The organism is Listeria sp. MAN/IMW/UF464, from assembly GCF_058683955.1.
In genome coordinates, this window is sequence record NZ_JBZWZP010000003.1 from 163,786 (window position 1) to 188,077 (window position 24,292).

Here is a 24,292-nt window from a genome sequence, read left to right on the forward strand (position 1 = left end):
ATTAAATAGAGAGAAGGCATTGTCGTTTAAATATACTCGGCAAGGATTTGCACCTTGCATGAACTAATTAATTTGTTTTACAGGAGTTTTAAGCTAAGACATACGTTTCTTAGCCACACTAGTTCTATCCTGTGCTTCGTCTACCTATTCCGTCACGAGTATAAACTGTTAACGTACAGCATAACGCCACAAGCGTGTTTTACATCCAGTATGGATAGGATGTGAGAAGTAAAGTGCAGACTCAACATAAAATTTTATTTTTGTAATCATCTTTACTTCTCACTAATATCATATTATCACCTTTTTTTGCTCAAAAAGTGCCAGAAAAGTGCCATTTTCAATTTAGCACTTCAATCCCAAGTGTTGTTGCTAATTCAATAACAGCCTTCCGTTTCTCTCTTTTGTATTGCCTTTCTTCGTAAGGAATATCAAGCATAATAGTTATATCTTGTAAGTTATGAATGAACTTCTCAAAGAGTATCTTTCTATGAATGTGCTCAAGTTGATTCAAAATAGCATCGTATTTTTTAACCGCTTCTTGTGCCGCATGAACGTTATCGACATTATGAATTGCAGCATCTTCTACTTTTGAATGAAATTCATTACTGAAATTCGGTGGCGTTAATTTGTATGTTGTCGTCATTGTTGGCAATTTACGACTTCCTGCCATCACTCGCAGCATTAAATAGTCTTTAAAGAACTTTCTTACTGCTCTGACTGTCTGAATGTAGTTAATATCTTCAACTTGTGGTAGATTGAATAGTTGTCCCATAAAGTCGCCCCCATCACTTTATAAATTTTCGATAAACTCCCTTATTTTCTCAACCTTTTCAGCTGTATCAATAAAAGATTCTTCACTAATTGCTTCTAATTCAATATTATAATTAGCGATTTCTATGTCCTCTCCGTGACAAATTGTTTCTCTGGTAAATACATTTAACTTTTCAATTTGCATTTTCATCCTCCTAAAACATATTACTCCAAGCCCAAAATATCCCTTTAACTGCTAATCCTAGTACAAAAATCAGTACTAGAACCCATAAGGCGTAAATAGTGAAAGCTCCTATAAATTTCGCTACTTTATCAATCATTCCATATCTCCTTATTTTTTTGATATTCGTTCATGTCAAAAATCTGATAGTATTCTTTTTTGTTTCTTTGTGTGTAATTGAAAACTACAGCCTTCGACACTTTGAAATGCTCTGCGATTGCGTAACACGTTAGTCCTGCATTACGTAAATCAGCGAATTCACGAATTGTAATTTCCGGCCATTTTTTCTTTTTCACGATTCGATCGAACGTTTTGGTCCAGTAAGTTTTTTGCTTTTCTATTGTATTCTCGTTCATTAGTTGATTGAGTTCTTTTTGCAACTTTAGTAATTCGTCAAGCTCTACATCGTTATTTGCTATATAACTAATTATCTCCCGCTGCCTCGCTTTACTCTTCGTTATCTCCATTACCGCCATTTGTCACACCTCCACGAAATTTCGCCCTTTCAGCTTCAAACACTTAATTGATTGCATATAACGCAGTTCGAAAAGTTTTTGTTTGATTCGAAACTCTTTTGTTAACATGCCTTTTATGTCGATTAATTCCTCATGTCCATCACTGTAACGAACGAGAAAATCAGCTTTATATTTAATCGCTCGATACAGTTTCCCATTTTTCCGAAAGCTTTCTTGTAGCACAAATTCTGGCTGTAAATCGAAACTCACTACTTCACCAGTCATTTTTAATAGTTTCAATTGCTGATAATATGCTGCTTCCGCTTTGCTATCGAACTTTATATTGTCAATAACAACTTTCTTCGCATTATATTTACTTCGCGTACTCGTTCGCCTCGTTAATGACGAACGCCGTATATTTCGCCTCAATCTCTTCGTCCCCCATACTTTCGATTTCGCTAATTTGGTAGTTTGTGACTTCTGCAATCGCATTAGCCATTTGTCTGATGCTCATTGATCTATTTCTCAACTTTTTTATTGCTGTTTCTGCTGTCATTTTTATTCACCCTTTTATTAATTTTTAGAAATCCTTTCGAATAGTTCAAAATTGCCAATAACGGTGCTTCCTTCTTTGAGCTTTTGTGATATATAACCGTGGCTTTTCCCTAAAAAGCGACTAGCTTCTGTTTTGCTCCGGAAATATTTAGTTTCTTTAGTTTTAGAATTAACCAAGACTATGGCTTGTGCGTTTTCATTTAAACGATTGTCGAATGCGTGTAATAAATTTTCTCTATAATTACACCATTCTAGGTTATTAACGTTATTATTACTTGGGTTACAATCTTTATGGTTAATTAAGGTTTTATTTGGTATTTGCGGAATAAACGTTAATGCAATAATCCTATGAACTAAATAATCCTTACTATTTCCATTCTTCCATAGAGAAACGCGTTTATATCCACCTTTATCTTGCTTCTGTTTTAAAATTCTTTGCTTCCATCTGCGCTTTCCGTGTTTACTTGAAAATGTAGTTTTTTCTTCATGCGTTCTTATATTACCTTCGTTACTAGCTTGATAGATTAATTCATATCCTGGTACATCCTTCCAAATTTCCATTTTGTTTTCACTCCTTTAGAAAGGTAAATCATCCGGATTAATATCAATCGGCTTACCTTCGTTTGCAAATGAATCGCTCTTCTGGCTCGTATCCGCTCTATATGAGCTTGTTTTATTGTTATTTGAATAATTAGCTTGGTTTTGGTAACTATTCGATGTAGCGCCTTCTGCGTTGTTATTTTTAGGGTCTAAGAATTGAACTGATTCAGCAACTACTTCTGTAACGAAAACTCGTTTACCGTCATTATCTTCATAATTTCGAGTCTGTATGCGTCCATCAATGCCTGCCATACTTCCTTTCTTCAAGAAATTAGCAACGTTTTCTGCTGGTTTACGCCAAACAACACAATTAATAAAGTCAGCTTCTCGCTCTCCCTTTTGGTTAGTGAACGTACGATTTACAGCTAAAGTAAAAGTCGCAACTGCCACGCCAGCCGGAGTGTAACGTAAATCTGGGTCTTTCGTTAATCGTCCTACAAGTACTACACGATTCATCATTCGTTTTCCTCCTCAAAATTTTTAATTTGCGGACGTACAACTTGCGGGAATTTTTGTGCAAAGAAATGTAACACTAAATTTCCGTTTTGAAATAATAATGTCTCTGTAATTTCCGTAACTTCTTTTCCGTTGAGCATTTGACCAGTACCACGACATTCGATATTTACATAGCCTTCGATTTCGCAAGCAGTATTGACAGCTGCATATAAAACAGGCACTTCATGTTGATTTTTTATCGAAAGAACTGTGCTCTCCGCTGGCAATGTAATTACTTGAGAGTCTTTTATTGCTAAAGGATATTTATAAATTTTTAGATTCATTAACCATCTCTACTCCTTCAAATCTAACGTAGTGAATATTTAATTGAAGTAGTTCATTATTCAAATTTACTACTGCGACAGGAAAAGCTACTACACCGCCGATTTCTCCAATAAGATTTCCTTGCTTAACAAATGAATATTGATATACTCCTAAAAATTCCGCTTCTTTCCATACTTCTTTTTTCGTATCTTTTTCGTAAATTTTGACTTGACATCTTCTCATTCCGACACCTCTCTTACAATGTAAGTTCCGTCATCATCTAATAACAAACAATACTCTTTCATTGTCTCAGCTTCATCATGTAACTGATCACTCAAATCTGTTTCTTTGTCATATTTATCGTATAAGAATGCTTCTACGTCTAACTTTATTAACGCAACATAGTAATCTTCATCAAGTTCTCCGTCATAGAAAACTTGCTTAGCATTTTCCAACCATTTTTTAGCTGTTAGGAAGTCCGTTGTCCACTCTGTTACATCGTTATATGTTACTACTCCATATAAAATCATTCCGCCACCTCTTCACTACTAACTGAAAACACATGTGGGTCGTCATATAAAGCGTTAATTGCAGACCGTAATTCGTTATCATCTTTTACCGTTCTTTCATATGAATCAACAATAACTTCCCCCATGAAACGTTGCTTGTATGTTATTTTATATACTTTATAATCTGTTTTTTTATCGTTCATTCCGCCACCTCATTCAAAATAAAATCAATCACTCTGTAATATCTCTTTTTAAGTTTTTCGTTATGCTTATGCGTTTGTTCAACAGACGCTTTGAGCTCATCTAATGTGCCTTGAAAACAGCCTGTTATCCATATGTCTAATTCTTTGATATACACTATTTGGTTGTTTTTACGTGTCGTATCTACTTGTACGCAAATTACTGTTAAGCCTTCGATGTCTTGCCAGATTATCCAATTTAAAAGTGCATTGCTTAAATTTGCATAACTTAAATTTGCTCCTCTTAAATCTGCACATCTTAAATCTGCATTGCTTAAATCCGCTCCTTTTAAATCCGCACGTCTTAAATTTGCATTACCTAAATCTACATTATTTATATCCGCTTTCTTGCCACCCTTACCCCGCAGCCATTTCCCGTGATTCTCTAATATGATGTCTAACTCTTTTTGTTTCATCCCATCACCTCCGACAAACCCTTTAGAAAAGCCACATAATCCGCAATTTCTTTATCGTTCTTTTCGTCCCATTCCTCATCTGTATATACATGCCCACAGCTTTCACATACGAGCGTTCCGTTTTCGCCGTTAATACACTCTCCGTCACACTCGAAACACTGCGGGCAATAATCATCATCTACCATTATTCAGCCCTCCTATTCATATTAAATCAGTATCCAGTAGTAAAATTTTATTGTTGGTAGTTTCATAAAACCCTTGTTTTATTTCTTCATCTGTTTCATATTCTTGCAAGGATGACATGAAGAGTTTCAGTGCTTTTCGCTCTGTTACTTCAACGGAATTGAATTCAATCATTAGTCCAGTTTTTGCAAATTCGTCTTCGTGCTTAACAACATCACGCCAGTATACAAAATCAGCTTGTTTTTTGCTTTCTGCTTTAATTAGCGCATAATATTCGTTTTCTTCTCGTGTGTATTCGAAGTATTTGCTCATGCCTCACCCTCCACTTCAAATTCAGCAAAGATATAAACTCTATCACGATTTACATTAGGATAATGCACTACTTGAAACTGCACTGAAACTGGTCTTTTATTATTTCTGACAATGTATTCACTCAACAATTCCAACGCTTCCTTGTCACCATCCACAAAAGTTTTGAAATAAGTAGAAACATCAAATGATCTCATTCTTCCTCACCCTCCAAATCTCTAACAGGAACAGCAAACTGCCAATATAAGTCGCCTCCGGGCATACCTTTTATTTGTGCTTCTGTCAATTCTGCTTTCCATGATCCATAGTTGCGGTTCGATATTGATGGCTGCATTTCGTCAGTAGTTATATTTACGATAATATATGTGTAAGTTGTTTCTTTTTCGAAATCAGTAGATCGAGACGCAAACGGCAATCTCACATAATAAAGCGGTTCTTTCTCGACTTCGTAGCCGTATTTCATCTTAATAAGCGTTTCAATTGGATTATTACACGCATGATTCATGAAACTATAAAAATCACTTTCATAGTCTTGATCAGCCCACTCATATATATATTTCCAGATACTGTACTCCAAAGCGCATTTATACTTTTCATACCAGTCGGCTACACACTGCGGAACAACTATGCGTTCTTGTTCTTCAACTTTTACTACAGCTTTATCTGAAAATAACAAATCTACCGGAGAATCGCTTTGCTTAATAGACACCTCTTGTGTTCCAGGATAAACTCCATTTATTTCTCCTGCGCTTTTCTTATTTTTGTAAATAAACTCTACTTTATCGCCTTTTTTAAATCTCATGCTTGTTCCTCCTTGATTTTTTTAGAGTTAATATAATGCGAATATGTCGCATCTGCTTCTTTTCGCCAACCGTTCATCTCGTTTTTTGATTCCCTTCTATAATTGATTCTGTGATTTCTTATATAGTTTTTAATTAAACAATAAGGCAAATTCATTTCTGCTGAAATCTCTTTGATTGTGTAACCTTGATTTCCAAGATGCCGAATGATTTTGTCATCTTCTTTAGACATGTGTTTGTTTGTCAGTCCTAACTGTACCTTTCTTCCTGTTACAGAGGCTTTTGTTCTTCTTAATCGTTCAGCTAATTGGTCATTCGACATAATAATATAATTATTTTTTAGTATCTCATCTTCTTTTTTGGTCCACGGACGCCTAATAAAAGAAACTGAAGAATCTCTTTTTCTTAACTTCACTAGTCTGTTTATAACTGCATCTTTTGTACGTCCTAAAAATTCGGCAGCTTTGCTAATATTGTCGTCGTTTTCATAAACAAAATACTCTAAATAAATATCCTCATCTTCTGTCCACTCCGAGTTTTTACTGATTCCAAGTCGCGCCGCTTTGTTTTTTATTGAATGATAAGAGCGATTTAAAAAATTAGCTATTATTTCAGTGTCTACGTATTCGTAATTATTCTGTAAAACTCTGATTTCCTCATCCGTCCAATTTTTTCGCATCTAATCACCTCACTAAGCAATCTGCATCAAAACAGATAACATTTTTTGATCATCTTTCTTTTGTAATTCGTCTAACACATGCGCATAGGTTTCTTGTGTGACACCTACGTCAGCATGTCCTAATCGTGCTGAAATCGTATGAATCGAAACACCTTCTGCCAGCAATACGCTTGCATGCGTATGCCGTAATGCGTGAAAGCTAATCTGTGTAATGCCTGTTTCTTTGCATTTAGCAGCTAAAAAATTGTTGATGGTTGAATTAAATTGACGTTTGTAAGTGCCGTCTCCAAATTTTTCAACGAAAATGGGTTCATTTTCTGGTAAATCTTTTATCAGTTGTTTGAACTGCCCGACAATCTGCCAATCAATTTTAATGGTCCTTACTGACGACAATGTTTTCGTTTTAGCAAATCCCTTGTTATATTTGTAATCCCATGTTTTGTTGATAGATATAGTCTGTGCTGTCCAGTTAAAATCAGCAGGAGTAATGGCTAAAGCTTCGGCATAGCGCATCCCGGTCTTAGCTACTAGCAATACGAACCATCCGAAGCCAATTTGGCTCGTATCGAGTGATTGTAATAACTTCGATAACTCATCTTTCTGTAAAAATTTGCGTTTTTTCGCTCTTGTCGGTTCTGCACCTTTGATAACAACTCGGTATGTTGGGTCTTTATCTATTAATCCATCGTGAAACAAATCTTTAATGCACGCTTTCACGTGATGATGAAAATCTTTAACTGTCTGTTTCTCATGTGTTTCAGCATAAACATTAATAATTCGTTGATATTCTCGTCTGTCAAAATCTGAGATAAAAAGTTTTGGGCATATATCTCGAAGTTGTTTTGCTGCATTATAATATTTAGCTAGTGTTATTTTTGCAATTGCTCCAACTTTATACACTTCGACCCACTCTTCAAAATAGTCACAAAATAGTATTTCTTTTTGCTTCTTAGTCATGTTCTCCCTCCTAAAAAAGTTTCAATTGTGATGCTTCTTCGTCCTCTATTTCTAACTCATTTAAATATCTATCAGCTACTGAAAGAGGGCTTTCTATATGTTCGATAACTGGTTCTAGCCATTTATGAATATTAAATTCCTTCTCTACGGTTTCACTGTGTGGCATGATGTTGAAAGAACTAAAATTTAATAAATCGTCTTTATCGTTTTGAATGAAATACACTTGTTTCGCTTCTCTTGTTAGCGCATCCCCGTGAATAACTGTTGCGTTCATTCCTCTAATTAATAAATTGAAAAGAAGGAAAGGTAACGCACGATCCGATAATTCTTCACATTGATACAAATACATAGATGGTAGATAATCAAACGGCGAATATTTTAGGCAATCTTCGTACCATTTGCAAATCGTTAAACTACCCGTACCAGCGGCAACATCTAGTCTTGTTCCTCCCTGACTGTCTGTTAATCCTCTTACTAATTGCGATGCAACACTACTTAATTCAGTTGGTGTAAAATCTTGTGCATATTTCTTTTTATTCGCATGCTCTTCTTCAAAATAGACGTGAAACCAATCTTTTTCTAAATGCGTATCATGTTGTAAAAACTGTTTAAATATCTCTTCTCGTTTTTCTCTATCAAACAAAATTTTCATTAGCGCATCAGATGCTTGATATGATTCTTTTATTCCGATTAAATTATTAATTGTTTCTGTTGTTAGTGTCATGCCTTCGCCTCATTCCTAGCCGCTAACTGCGCTTTAATTTTCGCAACTTTCTTTTCTAAGTCTTCGCTTGATTCTGTTGTTGAAGTTTCTTGTTTTGTTTGTTTCTGAGCCTTGTCGAACCAATCTGGCAAGACTTCTTCTTTAACTGGCTTGTTGTATTTGTTGAACGGCTTGTTAGCAACTGGCTTATTACGTTGCGTCGCCATCTGATCATAATTTTTCCTTAAAGATTTCGGAGATTTTATGACACCGCACCAGAAATCATTTTTCTGTGACCAGATAATTGCATTCTTAACTTTCTCAGCATCTCGCTTATCTTGTTCAATCATAATTCTGATGTCATTAGCCCATTTCTTAATGTTCGGATTTTTTTCTTCTGGGTTATTTGACTTAATCATTTCAAACAATAAATTAGCTAAAGATAAATGAACCTCGTCAAACTTGTTTTGACGTTTATTATTATCTTTATTATCATTCTTATCTTTCTTAACATTCTTCTTATTGTTCGGTGGCTGTTCGGTAGCCGTTCGGTGGCTGTTCGGTAGCCGTTCGGAGCTAGTGCCACTATAGTTGTTCAAATCTTGATATAATGCGTAGTTACGAACTGTAAAAAGTGTTCCTAGCTTTGTGGTTGTAATTTCGAGTCTTTCCTCTCTTACTAGTTCGTCGATTTTTTCTTTTATCGTGCTTAGAGAGTAAAATTTTTCGGCATTGTTATCGTAGTAAAGTAAATCTTCTCGTAAATTTCTAAATGACCTTAGATATTGCCCTCTACCAATTTGGATGCCGCCTTTCATAACTCCATTTTCTGAAAAGACGGCATTCCCGACAATGTAGAAAAATAAACGGAATTTTATTACATCACTCCATATGTCATTTTCGAATATTTCACGACTCATCTGAAATGCGCCTTTCATTTTTACACCTCTATTCCTGTAGTTCTAAATCAAATAAATCTGCTTCTTTTGGTTGAACGCCTTGACATAAATCTTTTTGTTCCAAGTCAATTATCTTTGTAAGAGCAACTAAATTCTGTGCACTTAACTCGTCTGGCTTAACGTTAAATTTGGAATCAATTAGATCACTTAAATAAGTTCTTTCTAAGTTATAAGTTTCTAGTTTTTCTTTGATTATTTCCCATTGCATTGCTTTCGCGTCTTCTTCTGTCACTGTATTTTCTTCGTCTGTTTCTATTGTTTTTTGTGTTGGCGTAATATCCTTGCGTTGACCCGGATTGTATTCTTGCTCGTTTTCAATTCCGTTGCTTGGAAGCATTTCATCTTCTCCAATTTCAATTCCAAATTGTGTTTTTGCGGCGCGTTTAATTAAATGTTTTTTGAACATATCGTTAAAATATTTGGACCACATATTTTTATTAGTTCCATTCTTCATGTGTTCGACTTCCTCTACATCCATCACAACTACAAAATCCGGAAAATTCTCTTTACGAGCAATTGCGTAACCGCCTGTAACTTTGCCGCGAGGAAAGCCAAATTCATGTTTCGTTACAGTCATTACACCTTGTTCATTTCTTCCGAATCTAATTTCGTCTTTCTCATGCACTAATTGAACATCAATGCCTCTGTATCCTTCTGAACGTCTTGCAAGATACTCCACGCCTTCTACCGAAATCTGTATATTCATTTGATTACCATATTTGATGAAATAGACATGATTCAAAAACGGATTTAACCCGCTGTTTTTACATACTTGAACAAATAGTTCGAACTCTTGTGGTGTTGAGTTTTTAGCAATAGTTTGTTGCATTGTTCTTAGTTTTTCTTCATCAAAATTAGCTACCTCATAACTATTCTGTGCGTCAATTAATTCATTATTCATTTTCAGAAACTCCTTTTACCGTGAATTTTGTTTTCTTAACAGTTGCTGTAATTAATTGTCCTGTTGGTTTTGGTAATTCGATAACAGATTCTGCATTATCTGCAAAAAGAGGAATAATTGTTTCAGCTTTTAGGCTTAAAGCATTCGCAAACTCGATGCCTGCGATAATTTTTTCAGCAGTAGATAATTTGCTATAGGGCTTTTGTTGCCACTCCACTTCGAATGTTGGCTTTTCTGTACCATTTTTTAGCACTTCATATAACTTAATCGTGATGTTTTCGAACAATCCATTCACTTTTTCAACCATCAAATCACTTCTTTTAGCTTTAAATCGTTTTATAGCCTCAACAATTGATTGTGATTTATTGCGTTGTTTTCTAATTCGTTGTTGCTCAAGTTCTGACTCAGCAATTTGTTTATTTAACTTTTCAATTTGTCTAGCAGATTGAATATAGCCAAGCAACTCTAGTATTTTTTCATCAATTTCTTTATATTTAACACGATCAAAATTTTTCTTTGGATTTTCTAGTTTGGCAAATCGTTCTTTTGCTACTTCTAGTTCTTCGACCATTATTTTTCCTGCTGTTACAAGTCTGTTATAATGCTCTTTTTGATGTTGAACTGCATATTCGATGGAATCACCTTGTAAAGTTTGTCCACAATATTCACAGTTTTCTTCTATTTTTTGTTCTCGCACATTTAATGCTTCTTCTCTTTTTCTAAGAATCCTCTCTTTTAACGCATTTATTTTTTGTTCTGCATCTGTATAATCAATTCGTAATTGCACATTTTTATCTTCTTCCGATTCAATTGCAGTTCTTTCTGCGATTAAAGCATCCTTTTGCTCTGTAATCTCTTGGATATCCATGTTTACTTCGCTAGCATTTGACAGTTGTTCTTTAAGTGTCAATACTCGTTCAGAAGCACGCTCATACTGTTTATCAGAGTTTTTGAATGTTTCTCTATTCACTGCTTCTAAATCGTCTAAAAGATGCTTGTTGAGCTCTGTAGAAAGAAGCGTTTTATCAACCTCGTTCATTTCTTCTAAAACTTCTTTTTCGCCTGGTTCAGTCACATAAGAAAGTAATTGCTCTCGCTGTGTTTGCCAATGTTGTGAAAAGAAATAACCGGGACTATATAGTGAATAAAATAGATTTTTTTCAAATAAAGAGTCAATCATATCAGCGAATTCAGTTGCTTTTCGAGGAACTTCATTAATTGCATATTTAGCCGTTTTCTTTTGCTTTTTAGTTAGTAACAAATCTTTTCCATCTGCGTTTATTAATAGCGAAACATGCACTTCCTCTTCTGTTCCAAGCGGCTGTGGTTCAATCTTTGTACCTAACAAGTCCGTGCCATAAAGAAGCCATGTTACTGCTTCGCCGATGCTTGTTTTACCGAAGCCGTTTTTCCCACTAATTTGTGTTACTTGTTCATAGTCCACTACTAAATTTTTATGATTCTTGAAATTTTCTAAAGTAAGTTGTTTAAATACGATTTTCATATATGTTACCTCCATTGATTTTTTAATAGATTCGAGGTATAATTCTGTTAAGGTAATATCTCAAATCCTTAAAGCGCGCACTGCTATGCGTGCTTTTTTAATGTCTAAAATCATCGTTCCAAAGATCATCAACCACAAGTGGATTCTCAACCATGTTTATCACTTCCTCTCAACCAATATCCAGCGATTAAGGACATAAACGACACGAAAATTATTACTATAAACACATCCATCAGCGCGTGACCTCCTTTATTTTTCTCCACCTTGTGCTATCCACGCTTCGAGTTCTCTCTTACTAAAAATCCATGTCTTACCATTTATTTTTTTGCCAGGCAGACCCGCGTTTCTAGCCCAAGATTGAATAGTCCTTTTTTTCATCCCTAACATTTCCGCTGCTTCCTCAGCTGTTAAAATATCCTTTTCCTTTATTTCCATTGTTTTTCACTCCTTCACCAAACCGGATTTTAAATAATATTTATCTCGACTTTCTAAAATTTGTTGTAAATTAATGTTGAATGCTTTAGCTATACTCGTATTAAGTGTTAAAGCTGTTGCGATTACATCCGTTATTTCTGAAATAGCTTGTTTTGCAGCTTCTCGTTGTAACATGTCACCTTTTCTTAAGCTGTAAGTCATCGTTTCTAATCCGCTTCTTAATGCGTTGACTGCCTCTGTTACTTCTAGTTCAAAGCGACAAGTTAAAGATGCGTGGTGGTTGTCTAGACCATTCAGCAAAGGCGGTATCATTCCGTTACTAAATTCATGTGCGAATAAATAGGTGCTTCGTGGTTCGTTGTAGCTATCAATTAACTGTTCTGCTTGTTCAAGTGATACCGTCCGCTTTCCTTTCAGCTGATTACTTATTAACGCTGGCGTTACATAACTATCAATCGCTAGCTCTTTTTGCGTGCGAGTTTCTGCTAAAACTTGCATCGCGGTTGGTGCTGATATTGATTTTTGAAACATAATATCTCAATCCTTTTTTTGTTATTTTTTTAGCGACAAATTAACAACTTATCGTTATATACTATTGTTAGTCGCTCCCCGTGACTATTAGTTGTCTGCGAGCGCCGTTGTGGTAGACGGCGCTTAACTTATAACTTGATCATGTTCTTCTAGTAATTTGTTTAATAGATATACTTGCCCTTTGCCTGTTATTCTTGGCGTGTAGGTTGTTATTATTAAGCCATTTCTATCTGTATGAATATATGTTTTTTGTTCGAACAATCCTAAATTCATTGCCTTTTGTGATGGTTTGTTATAATAAGCCCCTTTATTTAGCAAATATCCGCTACCTCTCAGCCATTCGAAAAGTCTGTTTTGCCCGATGTCTAATCCTTTTTGTTTTAGAATAGTAGCTAAATCTTTTACTAAAATTGTGTTCTCACTCGTTTGTACGGCTTCCGCAAAAACTACTTTCGGCTTTTGTTCCTCAAGTTGCTTTAAAGCCTCTTGCTTCTCTTGTTGTTCCTCAATCCATTTTTTAGCTCTAGCGACTGGATCTTCTATCATGTATGAAAATGTTGGATATTCAGTTGCTAATTTCCTCGCTTGTTTTTCTACTTCAATGAAGTATTTTCTAATTGCTCGACCCATTTCATTGTTTTGCACCATTGCTAATTCTTTAGCAGTATCTAAAGTTAGTAAGTATTCTGTTCTAGGTCTGCCAAATGTACTTTCTCCCAAAAATGGGAAATAGTCTTCATCCTTTGAAAATCCGTAGTTACTAAATTTATCGGTAATCCAAGTAGTAAATTTTTTACCGACTTGCAAGGTTTGATGTAGTTCCCGTGCATTTACGAATTTCTCGCCTTTTTCGTTCTCCATAACTGGCAACATATCGTTTGCAATTACTTGTAAATTTGACATTTTACATACCTCCTATTTAATCGGTAAATTATATATGTCTTCTAAAGCTTGTTTTAAACTTTCTTTATCTAAATGTCCTAAAACGTCATTAGTTACTGGCGTATCATAAACTAACGACCAATCGTCGTCGCTATTATTAGAGAAAAATATAACCGCTAATTCTAGCCCGTAAGTATAAGGACCTGAAACAACGCTCGCTCCATAATTATTTGGAAATTTGTATAATATCTGTTGGTTAAAAAAATTATTGTTTTTATTGTTGATAGTGTATTCTTTAAATTCTTCGATAATAATCATCTTTCTTCCTCCTATAATCGTTTTAAGATAGCTTCTACTTTTAAACCATCCACTTCTATTGAATCCGGAAAGCACTCAATGATGAGTAGCGGTGGATTGCCTGCGGTCATATCTAATTGAATAGACCTTACACCTTTTTTTAAATTCCAATCTCCGAGTTTAATATCGTATTTCTCAGATGCGTTGCTTGCTGCATCTTTACGCTTGTTAATTGATAAAACTAACTTGTTGTTTTTCATTTTCCACCCCTCATCAGATACATTTTGTATCATTAATATTTAAAAAAATATCTGGGAAAATTTCTTCCATATTAGAATCTAAAGCTTTTGAAATTTTTACTGCCGTATTTATACTTGGGTCCCTCTCTCCATTTTCAAGCTTCCTAATTGAAATTTCCGCTAATCCAACAGCAATTCCTAACTCCCTTTGAGTCAAACCAGCTTTATTCCTTTTTTCTTTAAAAGACAATCTCACTTTTAATCACCCCTTTTCGATACATTTTGTATCTGATACATATAATATACATGATACTTTTTGTATCGTCAAGTCTTTTGGATACATTTTGTATATTTTCGCTAAAAAAGATACCTTTAGTATCTAATTCATGTTAATATTTTTTTAAAGGCGGTGTGAAAAATGTTTGGCAACAGACTTAAACAATTAAGAAAAAATAACAATAAAACACAAGAAGATATTTCAAAAATATTAGGAATTTCTAGAGGAGCATACTCACACATTGAAAATGGTAGAAATGAGCCAGACATGGAAACAATAGTTAAACTAGCAAATATTTTTGAAGTTTCAACTGATTATTTGTTAGGTAAAAGTAATAATGGTTTAGTTGATACTATCGCGGCTCATATTGATGCAGACGCATCAGAAGAAGATATAAAAGAAATACTTGCTTATATAGATGAAAAAAGAAAAGAACATACACATGAAAAGGACATAAACATCACAGAAACAGCTTCAGAAAAAGACAAAGATGTAGATAATTTTGTAGAAGAAAACGAAGAATTTAAAGCTGTTGCTGAACGCGTAATGAACGATAAAGAAGCTGTAAAAGCTGTTAAATCATTCATTGAATATTATGAGCAACAAAAAAACAAGTAATTTAGTAATTTATTCTTGAATCAAATATAACTATGTAACCACATTGCAGTTGCGATGCGGATACATACAAAAGGGAGCTTGTAATATGAAAAAAGGGATGGTTTTATTAACGGGGTTTTTATTAGCTTTTAGTATTTTTTTAGTAGGTTGTGGAAATGAAAAAAATGATATACAAGTTACAAATACCAATGATAAAAGTAATTTCAAAGAAAAAGAAGAAGCTCAAATGAAGTTAACAGAAACAGAAATTACACCAAATGATAAAGGCGACTTTAGCATAATGGGCGTTGTCGATGAAGGTGCATCTGTTTATATTGAGTCAGAAGAAGCAGAAGTTAATTCATCGGGGATGTTCGTTGCTTCTAGCAACTACACCGGCTCGGAAGAAATTCAATATACTGTTACAGCTAAAGAAGCTGGAAAGACTGATAATGTACAAATTGTAACTATACTTCCACCCACTCTGAAAGAATACAGCGTTGGTGATACACAAGAAATCGGCGGGATAAAAGTAACTTTAACTAGTGTTGAGAAAACGAACGAAAGAAATCAATTTGATGATACCAAGCCTAAGAATGTAGTTAAAATAAGTTATAAAGTTGAAAATAATTCTGGATCCGAGTATTTTGTTGATTCTGATATTGATGTATATGATTCTAACGGCACAATGGGTGAAAGATACCCACTCGACAACACGACCGGAAAAATACCAAATGGAAAAAATATGAATGCACAATTCCATGCAGGGATTAATGAAAGCGGAAATATTGAAATCATCTTCAACTTATTTTCCGATGCAAATTTAACTTTTCATGCAAAAATTTAAAAGAGAGCCTCTTGGCTTTTCTTTTTACCGAAAAAAGAACATACGTACGGAAGGAGAGCTTATTTATGGTGAAAAAAGTAAAAGGTAGGCGTTATGAGGGTTCTATTGAACAACGTAGCGAAAATTCGTGGCGCATGCGTGTTACTGTGGGTTATGATTACAAAGGGACACCAATTCGTGCTAACAGAACAACTCGAACAAAAAATGAGAGAGAGCGCGAAAGAGAGTTAAGAAATTTCATCACGGAATTAGAGCAAAATGGATATACAGCTCCCGCAAGAATGACATTTAAAGCATTTGTTGAGAATGAGTATATGCCAAAACATGCACAAAATAACCTAGAAGTTAAAACCTGGACAGAATACTACAAATCTATAGTAGCAAGAGCTTACCCAGCCTTTGGCGGCGTTCAAATGGATAAAATAACTACACTTCATATAGTTAACTTAGTCGCAAAATTACAAAAGCCCGGCGCAAGATTAGATGTTAAACCTACAGATTCAGACGAAAAGAAAAATAAACCGCTTTCGCCGCGATCTATCAGAAATATTTATTTTGCGATAAATTCAGTATTTGAAACTGCTGTTGAGTGGAAAGTAATCCCAAATAATCCAGCGGAGGTTGTAAGACTTCCAAAAACAACTAAAAGACCACCTACGATTTATACTCCTGCTGAAATTGAATTGTTAAATGCAGCTCTAGTAAAAGAGCCGCTTAGATTGCAAGTAATGATTTATATAGCGCTGATTTCAGGTTGTAGAGAAGCTGAATTAGCAGCATTAGAAGTAAAACACGTGAACTTAATAGAAGATGAGCTAACATTCGAACAAACGTTAGTTGCAAAAGCAGGAGAAGGTTTACTTCTTAAAGAATCAACTAAGAATGATTTGGCTGGGATAGTTTCAATACCAGGGTGGTTAACCACTTTAATAGAAACATATATAAGCAACGAAGTTTTAGACATACAAACAGAAGGGAAATGGGCAAATTACAAATTTTTATTTGCCGACATGGAAGGGAAACCAATCAGGCCCGATTCAATTTATCAGCGTTGGAGACGATTTTTAGAAAGACACAACTTGCCACTGATTCGTTTTCATGATTTGCGTCACACATCTGCTACACTTCTATTGAATAAAGGTAGAGATATAAAAATTATTCAAGAACGACTTAGACATAAATCTAGCGTAACTACGTCTAACATTTATGCACATGTTTTGAAAGATACTCACAAAGATGCGGCTAGCGATTTTGAGAACCCTTTTTAAGCTTTCTGCCCCATCTCTGCCCCAATTTATAATTATCGGCGAATTCACACTATAATTTCACAAACAAAAAACCGCTTAAACTCTTTGTTTAGGCGGTTTTCATATATGGGTTGTGAGGGTTTCGAACCCCCGACCCGCTGATTAAGAGTCAGCTGCTCTACCAACTGAGCTAACAACCCTCGTCGTATTCCGACAAAAAACATTATACCATAATTTGGTGTAAAAACACAGCCACAGCACCTTGCCATGACTGTATTTCTTAACTTAGTAAACGGAATGTAATGGTTGTTTTCCTGCTAAAACTGCTTCAACGTTCGAAATGGCCATTCGACCCATTTCTGTGCGGGTTTCTACGGTCGCATTGCCGATGTGCGGCGTTAAAACGACATTTTCTAGTTTGCCTAGTTCAGCTCCAATTTTAGGTTCAAATTCAAATACATCAAGCGCAGCACCAGCAATAACACCTGTTTCGAGCGCATTAATTAATGCAGATTCTTCTACAACAGGGCCGCGAGCCGCATTGATTAAAAAAGCACTCGACTTCATTGTATTTAGTGTAGTTTCATTGAGTAAATGTTTCAAGCTTGGACTATATGCTGCGTGAATCGTCACAACATCACTGCGCTTTAATAGTTCATCCTGACTTACAAACTCCGCATCCCACTGTTTCGCTGCTTCTTTCGGTTGGTGCCCAGAATAAATGATTTTCATTCCAAAAGCAGCTGCGCGTTTTGCAACAGCCTGACCAATTCTCCCTAAACCTATAATTCCCAGAGTCTTACCGCTTAATTCCGTACCTAAAAAGAATGTCGGCGCCCACCCTTTAAATTGCTCAGGTGTTTCACGACATAAACGGTCACCTGCTGAAATTCTTCGCGCCACATCTAAAATCAATCCGAGAGTTAATTCCGCTGTCGCTTCCGTGGATACATCCGGTGTGTTAGTTACCGCGATGCCCAGCTCTTGCGCTTTTTTTACATCAATATTGTCAAAACCAGCGCCAATATTCGCTACGATTTTAAGATTTTTAGCAGATTCCAGTACTTTTGCTGTAATTGGTGAAGAAAGTGGGCAAATGATTGCTTCCACATCCGTAACGTTTTTTATTAGCTCAGACTCCGTAATATTTTCTTTGCCTTTGTACGTTTTTACATCCCATTTATCTAGAGCTTCCATCGTTTCTGGTAGTAATTTTCCTGCTACAAATACGCTTGCTGTCATCTCTTTCACTCCTCCAGTGCCATTTTTACCCTTATTTCATTGTAATCCGTTTTTTATGAAAGGTAAACGATTTTACGCACCTTTTCCTGGCAAAATACGATATAATGGAAACGGAAGCGAGGTTTGAAATCATGAAAAAAATTACTGCGCCGCGGATTCCTGATGGGGATTTGACGGTTTATCCGAATGATACATATTTTATTGAAGATATTGGAGAAGTTAGTGAGCAAATCTTTAGAAAAACGACGCTAACTGGGGAAATTTTCGAGCATTTTCATTTAGAAACAATTATTTTTGATGGTTGTGTTTTTGATTCGGTTTCTCTTGTAAGCGCGAATTTGACTGATGTTGTATTTAAAAATTGCGATTTGTCGAATTTAGATTTAATGGGCGCCGTTATTCATCGGGTACGTTTTGAAAATTGTAAATTAATTGGTGTGAATTTCAGTGATGCTACACTTAGAAATTGCGTTTTTGTTGATTGTTATGCGGATTATGTTGCCTTTCGCTATGCTAACTTGAAATGGGTGGCATTTGAAGCGGGTGCGTATACGAATAGCGATTTTAGCGGGGCTCAACTGGTCGACACCTATTTGGAACGACTTGACTTGAATAAAGCACAGTTTTTGAATTGTGCGCTAAATGGGATTGATCTTAGTTCTTGCATTTTTGAGTCGATTACTGCGATGCCGCAAGATTTGAAGGGTGTGAGCATTGATTTTTCTCATGCTCCTGCCTTGATGCCGTTGTTTGGAATACGGGTTAAATAATTGAAAAAAGATGGTTCCGCGTTACTTTGGAACCATCTTTTCATGTTTAATTAGCCATTCTTTTCGGGCAAGACCGCCGCCGTAACCTCCTAATGCTCCGTTAGTATTGATTACACGATGGCACGGGACGATGATGGATAATTGGTTAGCCCCATTTGCTCTTGCCACAGCTCGACTCGCTGTTGGTCGCCCTAGTTTTTCTGCCAACCTTTTGTACGAAATCGTTTCACCTACCGGAATTCGTCGCAGTTCATTCCAAACACTTTGTTGAAATTCAGAGCCAATATAACGAATTGGTGTCTCAAAATCAACTAGCTCGCCATCGAAATATCTCCCTAATTCTTCTTCCATTTGCTTAATTACCGCTGTTTTTTCAGGGGAAATTGCTGCTTTCAATCGCATTCGCAGCTTTTTTATTTCAGTTTCTAATCCTTTCCGATCAACAAATTCTAGCAGAAGTAATTTATCATCATCGGAAATTGCCAACATTGATCCTAGCTTAGTTTCAATCCAAGCAGAGTACAGAATCGTTATATCTTTTGATTTATGAGGAACATCTCCCATCGTTTTTGAAAAAGCATCTCGGAACCCATTACCAGACTCATAACCACTATCAAGTTGCGCATTAATAATCGAATCCCCGCTCCGAATATGCTTAAAAGCAAGTCCAAGCCGCCGCGAACGCGCGTACTCAATAAAAGTCATCCCAAACTGCTTCTTAAACTGGCGCCGCGCCGTATTTGCACTAATGGATAATTCATCAAAATCTTTATCAGTCCATTTTTTCTCCGGATTTTTCTCAATTGCATCGACAAGTAACTTCACAGCTGGAGACAATTTCGTCGGATTGGAGAGCGGTTCACAACGCTTGCAAGGCCGGTAAGATGCAAGTAACGCCTCCTTGGCTGTACTGAAAAACTCACAATTTTCTTTTAAAGGTTTCTTCGCCGGACACGTTGGACGACAAAGTATTCCCGTCGTTTTCACTCCGACAAAAAATACGCCTTCATAATTCGAATTTTTCTCCACTAACATATCATAATATTTATCAATATCCCGCTGATTTGTTATCATAAGGCTCTTCCTCCTTCGAAAATCCGCTCAACTTCCCGCTGAATCGCTAAATTAGCCTGAAAAAAACTAAACGGTCCATAACTGATTCTTTTCACACCGATTTTTTGTAAGTCCTCGTTTGAGAGCATCCCATCCATCCTCATGACATTGACCGGAAGTGGTGATTTCTCAACAAATGCGCGAATTAATTTTGGTGATAACAGACCCGGAATAAAAATAGCATCCGCCCCAGCCTCCTTGTATGCCTTTGCCCTGTTAATCGCTTCTTCCACCAAGTCTATCGTCTCATCCCGCCCTTGGAAAAAGACATCTGTACGCGCATTGATAAAAATTTCCGTGCTCATTTTCGCTGCCGTTTCTTTGATTGTCTTGATTTTATCACATTGCATCTCAGTACTGCATAACCCCGGATTTGCAGCACCAATAAGCTGATCTTCCACGTTCACGCCACAAACATCAATCGCCAGCAACCGCTCCACATTCTGAGCCAGTTCCTCCAAATTTCTTGCATATCCAGTCTCTATATCCACCGTCAGCGGCAAACTCACATTCTCGGCAATGCGCGAAATAACTGAAAACATCTCGTCAAAAGTTAAATGCTCCCCGTCCACTACGCCGAGTGACTCTGCAATTGCATAACTGCTTGTCGCTATTACTGATGCTCCTCCTTGTTGAATTGCTCTGGCGGAGGCGACGTCCCAGCAGTTGTAGAGGATTAGTGGGGCGGGGAGTTCGTGTAGGGATTTTAGTTTTTTAAAGTTTTTTGTCATTGGTTTCAACTCCATTTGTTAGGATGGGGTTAGTATAGCAGGTGTGGGGGTTGGGGGTGCGAGGAAAATTAACATGGATGTTTTTTTGTAGATGTATGTACAATTATAAACCCTTGTATACGCTAAGCAGCCTAAGATTCTCTCCCTCATCTTAGGCTACTTGTTCTCGTATGTAGTTAGTTTTAATGCTACTTTAGTCTCTTTTTCTCTATAATTATTAACAAAAAATAACACTTCTACAACCATCAAAAAATTTATTATATCCGTCCTTAGGCTCACTTTACTTAAGCCCTAATTTTTAAGATTCAACAAATTACGTAAAATAGCCTTATAATCCACTTGATTCTGATCTAATTCTATGTCATATTCTTTAATCATTTGTTTAAAATACATATATTTCCAGGTGAAATTAGCTAGAACTTTAGCTCCCATTGTCAAACTAGAGTTATCATTACTTATTGTATGAAAATCATATCTATATCACAATAACCCACTACATAAGTATTTTTTTCATTAATAAGGCACATGGCATCTTTCTTATAATTTTCTATCTCGAACAAGTTAGAATCCAGAAATCTTGACAGACAGTTCTTTGCCTCTATCTCGTTGGAAATAGTGTTCTTAAGTTCTGGTCTAGGACAAATCGTTTTAAATCGGCTCATTTTAATCATTATTCCAAAATAAAAGATGGCTACTTCTTTATCATGTAATGTCATAATTTTTGTTTTAGTACCTCTAGACAATTTGAATAGCTCGTATTTTAATTCATTGCAGGCTAAAACAAAGATAATATCTTGATTTACGGTACCTTCTAATCGTTCTCTTACCTCTATACTATTCGTGGACTTATTGTCTGTTATAAAATAGTCTGTACTTAAAAAATTCGTTAAGGATTCTATCATAAGTATAAATACCACCTACATTGTAGCTTTCATCAAATTAACAAGTCTATTTACTTCCAACCGTTGTACACTAAAAATTTATCTGGGATTCTTAATTCAAGCTGTTCCTGTAGTTCTTTGCAAAAAATATCCATGTCTGCTTTGTCATACCATTTTTGGGTATTAGGTAGAGCAATACCTAAACCCCCATTTACAATACTACATCCAAAGGAACCGCGATCATAATTCAATATGATATTAAAAAAATTATATGCCGAAAATTCTATACTAAACTCTATCCATGGCTCATCTTGTGTTTTACAAATTGAAAAAGAAGAACAAATTTTATCCCCTAATCTTTCTTCTATTTCATCACTAACTTTTGAAGCTAATACCTCTGCTTTACTTAATTGCATACCGTACATCTCCTCTTTGAATTAATTTGGAATAACCATATTCTTTTTGTAAATACGTCCATTCTTGTGCTAAATAACTATTTTTATATTGCTCCAAATTAGGTTTATGTGAAAGTTGAACGCTAGCTATGTTTTTGAAATTAAAATCCCATTTTTCCATATTCTGCATGAATCCTCGCATTTTCTTCATGGTTATCGCCCAAGCTTTATTGTATGTTTCCATTAATCAGTAGAAGCAACCAACTATTTAAGATGATTGCTCATTTAGTTAATTTAAAGGTATATTTTTTCGTTCCTCCATGATTTCTATCCCAGACTCAGGTACCCATTTCTCATATAAATATTTATCTGTTCTTTCAAATTTTAATTCTTTTGCTAACTCAGAATCATTTGTTCCCAAACAAATTTCCTCATTTTTCATATTAGGTCTTATCCTAAAATTGTTTCCTTCGTACACCGCTTTCGGAATTATATAATACAGATTTTCTAATTGTTCTAAATCAATTTCTTTTTCATAAATACCGTCAGCATACTTTTGGAAATCAGGCTATTTTTTATCACTTATTATATAACTTTTTCCATTTCTATCTTTTAAAATCACTTTATATTCTTTCCCGTTTATACAAGTATATTCTCCTGATTTTATCACTATGTTCATTACTTCTTTCTAAGTTAAAGTTCGAGAGCTATAAATCTGCCAATGTTTCAACTCCATAAAGACTAGCTCCATCAATTTTTTTGATGCCGTAAAGCCATTTAATGTACACAGAGAACCGTCCGTATTTATTCCTCTCAACTTTTCCCCATGTAGTATTCCAATATCATCTAAAGCGCTTGTCCCACAATGAACAAGGATATTCAGGAGGTTGCTCTTCCCTCACTTGTCTACGATTCTGCAAAATACTAAGTTGTAATTTAAACAAAAAATTATGATACGCTTCAAAAAAGTTTTCAAATTGTTTTTTCCCAGAAATGGAAGCGCGCTCTCCCGTTGTATAGACTTCATAGTGGTTTTCTATATATTCAATCCTTACTTGATACTCAATCCTATTATTCTTTTCCCCTTCAAAAATGGCATATCTTAATGGAGTATATCCTAACAAATCCACTGCGTCTTCAATTATCTTTTTATATTTTTTTAACTCATCTATCATTTATATTACGTCCTTCAAAAGATTTGTTTTTTATTCAATGGTTTCCCTAGTTAATTCAGCCCGCTCAAGCCACAACCGAATTTACATCAAAAACAAAAGAATACGGTGATCAATCATTGCTTTATCAAGGATTCAATAAATCGATTGCATAAGTTTAAGATATCTTCTTTTTTAGCGATTTGGTCAACCCAATTAACAGGAATTTGTTCCATTTTATAGTAGATACCTGCTAGGCTACCTGTAATAAAAGCTATTGTATCTGTATCTCCGCCTAGGTTCACTGCTTTTAATACAGCTTCCTTACATGAATTCGTGGTTAAGAATGCCCAAATAGATGCTTCTAAAGTATCCACTACATATCCACTAGATTTAATATTGGATTCTTTCAATTCATATAAATTTCCTTCTAAAATATTGTTGTAGTATTGTAATTCGTCTTTAAAAGGATAATCACTATAATTTTTCCTGATATAATTTTGCATTTCTTCATATGCCAACTTCTTATCCATGTTAGCAAACAAATTTTGAAGCAATTCAATATATACATAACTGCCCAGTATAGATCTTGGGTGTGCATGGGTAATTCTAGTTACTTCCTCAGTAATTTTATTTTTTTTACCGAACGAAAAATCTTTACCAAGATAAAAAACCAATGGCATAATACGCATAATAGCGCCATTTCCATTATCAAAATTGTCTTTTCCCCCGCACTCAAACACAGATACACCATTTTTATATCTATTTAAAGATTCTCGCGTTACACTTCCAATATCAAAAACTTCTCCATACGGCGTCCAAAAACCATCGTCCATAAAACTAACCATGTCATTTACAATGCGATTAATATCATACCCAGAAATTAGACTTTCCATTAATGCAAGTGTTAAGGAACTATCATCTGACCACGTTCCCTTAGGTTGATTGTATGTTCCATATCCTATCATTTCAACAATCGGATTTTGTTTTAAGTATTCTCTGTCTTTAAACTCCAATGGGGCACGTAAGCAATCTCCAATTACTGCACCTAAAACACAAGGAATTAGTCTTTCTTTAATAAAGAGAACTTGGTATTGTTCTTTATCTATTTCTTCTTGTCCTCGCATTCGCTTCACTC

General features: G+C 35.4%; 41 protein-coding genes, 1 tRNA gene and 1 pseudogene. 4 read left to right on the top strand and 39 right to left on the bottom strand.

What is annotated here, in order from left to right; all coding sequences use genetic code 11:
• Positions 1-337: 337 nt before the first annotated feature.
• From AC4PG0_RS10675 to AC4PG0_RS10815, 29 genes are all read right to left on the bottom strand, one after another.
• A complete protein-coding gene (locus tag AC4PG0_RS10675; RefSeq protein ID WP_003735131.1) occupies positions 338-772 on the bottom strand; it encodes an ArpU family phage packaging/lysis transcriptional regulator in 435 nt (144 codons plus the stop codon).
• Between the two features lie 18 nt (positions 773-790).
• Positions 791-955 (bottom strand): hypothetical protein, encoded by a 165-nt coding sequence (locus tag AC4PG0_RS10680; protein ID WP_012582398.1) that lies wholly within the window; start codon positions 953-955, stop codon positions 791-793.
• Positions 956-965: 10 nt separating this feature from the next.
• On the bottom strand, positions 966-1,091 hold the full coding sequence (locus tag AC4PG0_RS10685) for a hypothetical protein (RefSeq protein ID WP_003735129.1): 126 nt from the start codon (positions 1,089-1,091) through the stop codon (positions 966-968).
• Entirely contained in the window at positions 1,084-1,467 is a 384-nt protein-coding gene (locus AC4PG0_RS10690; protein ID WP_033533855.1) for a DUF2481 family protein, read from the bottom strand. The genes AC4PG0_RS10685 and AC4PG0_RS10690 overlap by 8 nt, the downstream gene beginning before the upstream one ends.
• 3 nt (positions 1,468-1,470) lie before the next feature.
• The gene (locus tag AC4PG0_RS10695; protein ID WP_014589139.1) at positions 1,471-1,875 is read right to left on the bottom strand and encodes a DUF1064 domain-containing protein; all 405 of its coding nucleotides are present in this window, start codon (positions 1,873-1,875) and stop codon (positions 1,471-1,473) included.
• Complete coding sequence (locus AC4PG0_RS10700) at positions 1,820-2,002, bottom strand: hypothetical protein (RefSeq protein WP_033533856.1); 183 nt, start codon at positions 2,000-2,002, stop codon at positions 1,820-1,822. Before AC4PG0_RS10700 ends, AC4PG0_RS10695 begins: the two co-directional genes overlap by 56 nt.
• A 17-nt stretch (positions 2,003-2,019) precedes the next feature.
• Complete coding sequence (locus AC4PG0_RS10705; RefSeq protein WP_012582394.1) at positions 2,020-2,562, bottom strand: NUMOD4 domain-containing protein; 543 nt, start codon at positions 2,560-2,562, stop codon at positions 2,020-2,022.
• Between the two features lie 15 nt (positions 2,563-2,577).
• Positions 2,578-3,060 (bottom strand): single-stranded DNA-binding protein, encoded by a 483-nt coding sequence (gene ssb, locus AC4PG0_RS10710; protein ID WP_119722988.1) that lies wholly within the window; start codon positions 3,058-3,060, stop codon positions 2,578-2,580.
• Positions 3,057-3,380: a DUF7352 domain-containing protein gene (locus AC4PG0_RS10715; protein ID WP_070784157.1), complete on the bottom strand. Its 324-nt coding sequence runs from the start codon at positions 3,378-3,380 to the stop codon at positions 3,057-3,059. The genes ssb and AC4PG0_RS10715 overlap by 4 nt, the downstream gene beginning before the upstream one ends.
• On the bottom strand, positions 3,361-3,603 hold the full coding sequence (locus AC4PG0_RS10720) for a hypothetical protein (RefSeq protein WP_003769970.1): 243 nt from the start codon (positions 3,601-3,603) through the stop codon (positions 3,361-3,363). The genes AC4PG0_RS10715 and AC4PG0_RS10720 overlap by 20 nt, the downstream gene beginning before the upstream one ends.
• Positions 3,600-3,890 (bottom strand): hypothetical protein, encoded by a 291-nt coding sequence (locus tag AC4PG0_RS10725; RefSeq protein ID WP_003769971.1) that lies wholly within the window; start codon positions 3,888-3,890, stop codon positions 3,600-3,602. The genes AC4PG0_RS10720 and AC4PG0_RS10725 overlap by 4 nt, the downstream gene beginning before the upstream one ends.
• Entirely contained in the window at positions 3,887-4,072 is a 186-nt protein-coding gene (locus AC4PG0_RS10730; protein WP_003727764.1) for a hypothetical protein, read from the bottom strand. The genes AC4PG0_RS10725 and AC4PG0_RS10730 overlap by 4 nt, the downstream gene beginning before the upstream one ends.
• The gene (locus tag AC4PG0_RS10735) at positions 4,069-4,524 is read right to left on the bottom strand and encodes a pentapeptide repeat-containing protein (protein WP_492167998.1); all 456 of its coding nucleotides are present in this window, start codon (positions 4,522-4,524) and stop codon (positions 4,069-4,071) included. Before AC4PG0_RS10735 ends, AC4PG0_RS10730 begins: the two co-directional genes overlap by 4 nt.
• Entirely contained in the window at positions 4,521-4,709 is a 189-nt protein-coding gene (locus AC4PG0_RS10740; RefSeq protein ID WP_070005277.1) for an SAM--benzoic acid carboxyl methyltransferase, read from the bottom strand. The genes AC4PG0_RS10735 and AC4PG0_RS10740 overlap by 4 nt, the downstream gene beginning before the upstream one ends.
• A gap of 16 nt (positions 4,710-4,725) precedes the next feature.
• Complete coding sequence (locus tag AC4PG0_RS10745) at positions 4,726-5,019, bottom strand: YosH family protein (protein WP_070005275.1); 294 nt, start codon at positions 5,017-5,019, stop codon at positions 4,726-4,728.
• Positions 5,016-5,213, bottom strand: coding sequence for a hypothetical protein (locus tag AC4PG0_RS10750; RefSeq protein ID WP_070005273.1), 198 nt, complete (start codon positions 5,211-5,213; stop codon positions 5,016-5,018). Before AC4PG0_RS10750 ends, AC4PG0_RS10745 begins: the two co-directional genes overlap by 4 nt.
• Positions 5,210-5,818, bottom strand: a complete 609-nt coding sequence (locus AC4PG0_RS10755; protein WP_492167999.1) for a DUF1642 domain-containing protein — start codon at positions 5,816-5,818, stop codon at positions 5,210-5,212. Before AC4PG0_RS10755 ends, AC4PG0_RS10750 begins: the two co-directional genes overlap by 4 nt.
• Positions 5,815-6,495: a hypothetical protein gene (locus AC4PG0_RS10760; RefSeq protein ID WP_015987313.1), complete on the bottom strand. Its 681-nt coding sequence runs from the start codon at positions 6,493-6,495 to the stop codon at positions 5,815-5,817. Before AC4PG0_RS10760 ends, AC4PG0_RS10755 begins: the two co-directional genes overlap by 4 nt.
• Positions 6,496-6,507: 12 nt before the next feature.
• Complete coding sequence (locus AC4PG0_RS10765; RefSeq protein ID WP_015987312.1) at positions 6,508-7,452, bottom strand: site-specific integrase; 945 nt, start codon at positions 7,450-7,452, stop codon at positions 6,508-6,510.
• A gap of 10 nt (positions 7,453-7,462) precedes the next feature.
• Complete coding sequence (locus AC4PG0_RS10770; RefSeq protein WP_015987311.1) at positions 7,463-8,176, bottom strand: N-6 DNA methylase; 714 nt, start codon at positions 8,174-8,176, stop codon at positions 7,463-7,465.
• Complete coding sequence (locus AC4PG0_RS10775) at positions 8,173-9,075, bottom strand: phage replication protein O (RefSeq protein WP_492168000.1); 903 nt, start codon at positions 9,073-9,075, stop codon at positions 8,173-8,175. Before AC4PG0_RS10775 ends, AC4PG0_RS10770 begins: the two co-directional genes overlap by 4 nt.
• Positions 9,076-9,103: 28 nt before the next feature.
• Positions 9,104-10,015, bottom strand: coding sequence for a RecT family recombinase (locus AC4PG0_RS10780; protein ID WP_061727258.1), 912 nt, complete (start codon positions 10,013-10,015; stop codon positions 9,104-9,106).
• Positions 10,008-11,519, bottom strand: a complete 1,512-nt coding sequence (locus tag AC4PG0_RS10785) for an AAA family ATPase (RefSeq protein WP_070309770.1) — start codon at positions 11,517-11,519, stop codon at positions 10,008-10,010. The genes AC4PG0_RS10780 and AC4PG0_RS10785 overlap by 8 nt, the downstream gene beginning before the upstream one ends.
• Before the next feature lie 249 nt (positions 11,520-11,768).
• On the bottom strand, positions 11,769-11,954 hold the full coding sequence (locus AC4PG0_RS10790) for a helix-turn-helix domain-containing protein (protein WP_015987071.1): 186 nt from the start codon (positions 11,952-11,954) through the stop codon (positions 11,769-11,771).
• A 6-nt stretch (positions 11,955-11,960) separates the two neighbouring features.
• The gene (locus AC4PG0_RS10795) at positions 11,961-12,485 is read right to left on the bottom strand and encodes a hypothetical protein (protein WP_015987070.1); all 525 of its coding nucleotides are present in this window, start codon (positions 12,483-12,485) and stop codon (positions 11,961-11,963) included.
• A gap of 123 nt (positions 12,486-12,608) precedes the next feature.
• Positions 12,609-13,388 (bottom strand): phage antirepressor KilAC domain-containing protein, encoded by a 780-nt coding sequence (locus AC4PG0_RS10800; RefSeq protein ID WP_492168001.1) that lies wholly within the window; start codon positions 13,386-13,388, stop codon positions 12,609-12,611.
• 12 nt (positions 13,389-13,400) lie between these two features.
• Positions 13,401-13,685, bottom strand: coding sequence for a hypothetical protein (locus tag AC4PG0_RS10805; protein ID WP_015987068.1), 285 nt, complete (start codon positions 13,683-13,685; stop codon positions 13,401-13,403).
• A gap of 11 nt (positions 13,686-13,696) precedes the next feature.
• A complete protein-coding gene (locus AC4PG0_RS10810) occupies positions 13,697-13,924 on the bottom strand; it encodes a hypothetical protein (RefSeq protein WP_015987067.1) in 228 nt (75 codons plus the stop codon).
• A gap of 13 nt (positions 13,925-13,937) precedes the next feature.
• Positions 13,938-14,159, bottom strand: coding sequence for a helix-turn-helix transcriptional regulator (locus AC4PG0_RS10815; protein WP_015987066.1), 222 nt, complete (start codon positions 14,157-14,159; stop codon positions 13,938-13,940).
• 162 nt (positions 14,160-14,321) lie between these two features.
• Here AC4PG0_RS10815 and AC4PG0_RS10820 point away from each other — a divergent pair, with 162 nt between their 5' ends.
• The 3 genes from AC4PG0_RS10820 to AC4PG0_RS10830 all read left to right on the top strand — a co-directional run bounded on the left by AC4PG0_RS10820 (position 14,322) and on the right by AC4PG0_RS10830 (position 16,892).
• The gene (locus AC4PG0_RS10820; protein WP_069027357.1) at positions 14,322-14,798 is read left to right on the top strand and encodes a helix-turn-helix domain-containing protein; all 477 of its coding nucleotides are present in this window, start codon (positions 14,322-14,324) and stop codon (positions 14,796-14,798) included.
• An 85-nt stretch (positions 14,799-14,883) separates the two neighbouring features.
• Positions 14,884-15,624, top strand: coding sequence for a hypothetical protein (locus tag AC4PG0_RS10825; protein ID WP_015987064.1), 741 nt, complete (start codon positions 14,884-14,886; stop codon positions 15,622-15,624).
• Between the two features lie 65 nt (positions 15,625-15,689).
• Positions 15,690-16,892, top strand: coding sequence for a site-specific integrase (locus tag AC4PG0_RS10830; protein ID WP_069027356.1), 1,203 nt, complete (start codon positions 15,690-15,692; stop codon positions 16,890-16,892).
• A gap of 106 nt (positions 16,893-16,998) precedes the next feature.
• On the opposite strand, the gene AC4PG0_RS10835 is transcribed toward AC4PG0_RS10830, so the two are convergent.
• A tRNA-Lys gene (locus AC4PG0_RS10835) sits at positions 16,999-17,071 on the bottom strand.
• Between the two features lie 85 nt (positions 17,072-17,156).
• A complete protein-coding gene (locus AC4PG0_RS10840; protein ID WP_112120524.1) occupies positions 17,157-18,113 on the bottom strand; it encodes a 2-hydroxyacid dehydrogenase family protein in 957 nt (318 codons plus the stop codon).
• Between the two features lie 131 nt (positions 18,114-18,244).
• Here AC4PG0_RS10840 and AC4PG0_RS10845 point away from each other — a divergent pair, with 131 nt between their 5' ends.
• Entirely contained in the window at positions 18,245-18,883 is a 639-nt protein-coding gene (locus AC4PG0_RS10845; protein ID WP_033838317.1) for a pentapeptide repeat-containing protein, read from the top strand.
• Positions 18,884-18,904: 21 nt separating this feature from the next.
• Here AC4PG0_RS10845 and AC4PG0_RS10850 read toward each other — a convergent pair whose 3' ends face one another.
• The 8 genes and pseudogenes from AC4PG0_RS10850 to AC4PG0_RS10885 form a co-directional block, all read right to left on the bottom strand.
• The gene (locus AC4PG0_RS10850; protein WP_010990185.1) at positions 18,905-19,957 is read right to left on the bottom strand and encodes a bifunctional transcriptional activator/DNA repair enzyme AdaA; all 1,053 of its coding nucleotides are present in this window, start codon (positions 19,955-19,957) and stop codon (positions 18,905-18,907) included.
• Entirely contained in the window at positions 19,954-20,727 is a 774-nt protein-coding gene (locus AC4PG0_RS10855) for an isocitrate lyase/PEP mutase family protein (protein ID WP_492167536.1), read from the bottom strand. Before AC4PG0_RS10855 ends, AC4PG0_RS10850 begins: the two co-directional genes overlap by 4 nt.
• A 455-nt stretch (positions 20,728-21,182) precedes the next feature.
• Positions 21,183-21,629: a hypothetical protein gene (locus tag AC4PG0_RS10860; RefSeq protein WP_492168002.1), complete on the bottom strand. Its 447-nt coding sequence runs from the start codon at positions 21,627-21,629 to the stop codon at positions 21,183-21,185.
• A gap of 50 nt (positions 21,630-21,679) precedes the next feature.
• Positions 21,680-22,024: a hypothetical protein gene (locus tag AC4PG0_RS10865; protein WP_194323830.1), complete on the bottom strand. Its 345-nt coding sequence runs from the start codon at positions 22,022-22,024 to the stop codon at positions 21,680-21,682.
• On the bottom strand, positions 22,011-22,214 hold the full coding sequence (locus AC4PG0_RS10870; protein WP_143211849.1) for a hypothetical protein: 204 nt from the start codon (positions 22,212-22,214) through the stop codon (positions 22,011-22,013). The genes AC4PG0_RS10865 and AC4PG0_RS10870 overlap by 14 nt, the downstream gene beginning before the upstream one ends.
• Before the next feature lie 78 nt (positions 22,215-22,292).
• Positions 22,293-22,556, bottom strand: a pseudogene (locus AC4PG0_RS10875) (UCP033725 family protein); the annotation flags it as partial.
• A gap of 289 nt (positions 22,557-22,845) precedes the next feature.
• Positions 22,846-23,178: an Imm59 family immunity protein gene (locus tag AC4PG0_RS10880; RefSeq protein ID WP_492167537.1), complete on the bottom strand. Its 333-nt coding sequence runs from the start codon at positions 23,176-23,178 to the stop codon at positions 22,846-22,848.
• Positions 23,179-23,291: 113 nt separating this feature from the next.
• Positions 23,292-24,281, bottom strand: coding sequence for an ADP-ribosylglycohydrolase family protein (locus AC4PG0_RS10885; protein ID WP_492167538.1), 990 nt, complete (start codon positions 24,279-24,281; stop codon positions 23,292-23,294).
• Positions 24,282-24,292: the final 11 nt, after the last annotated feature.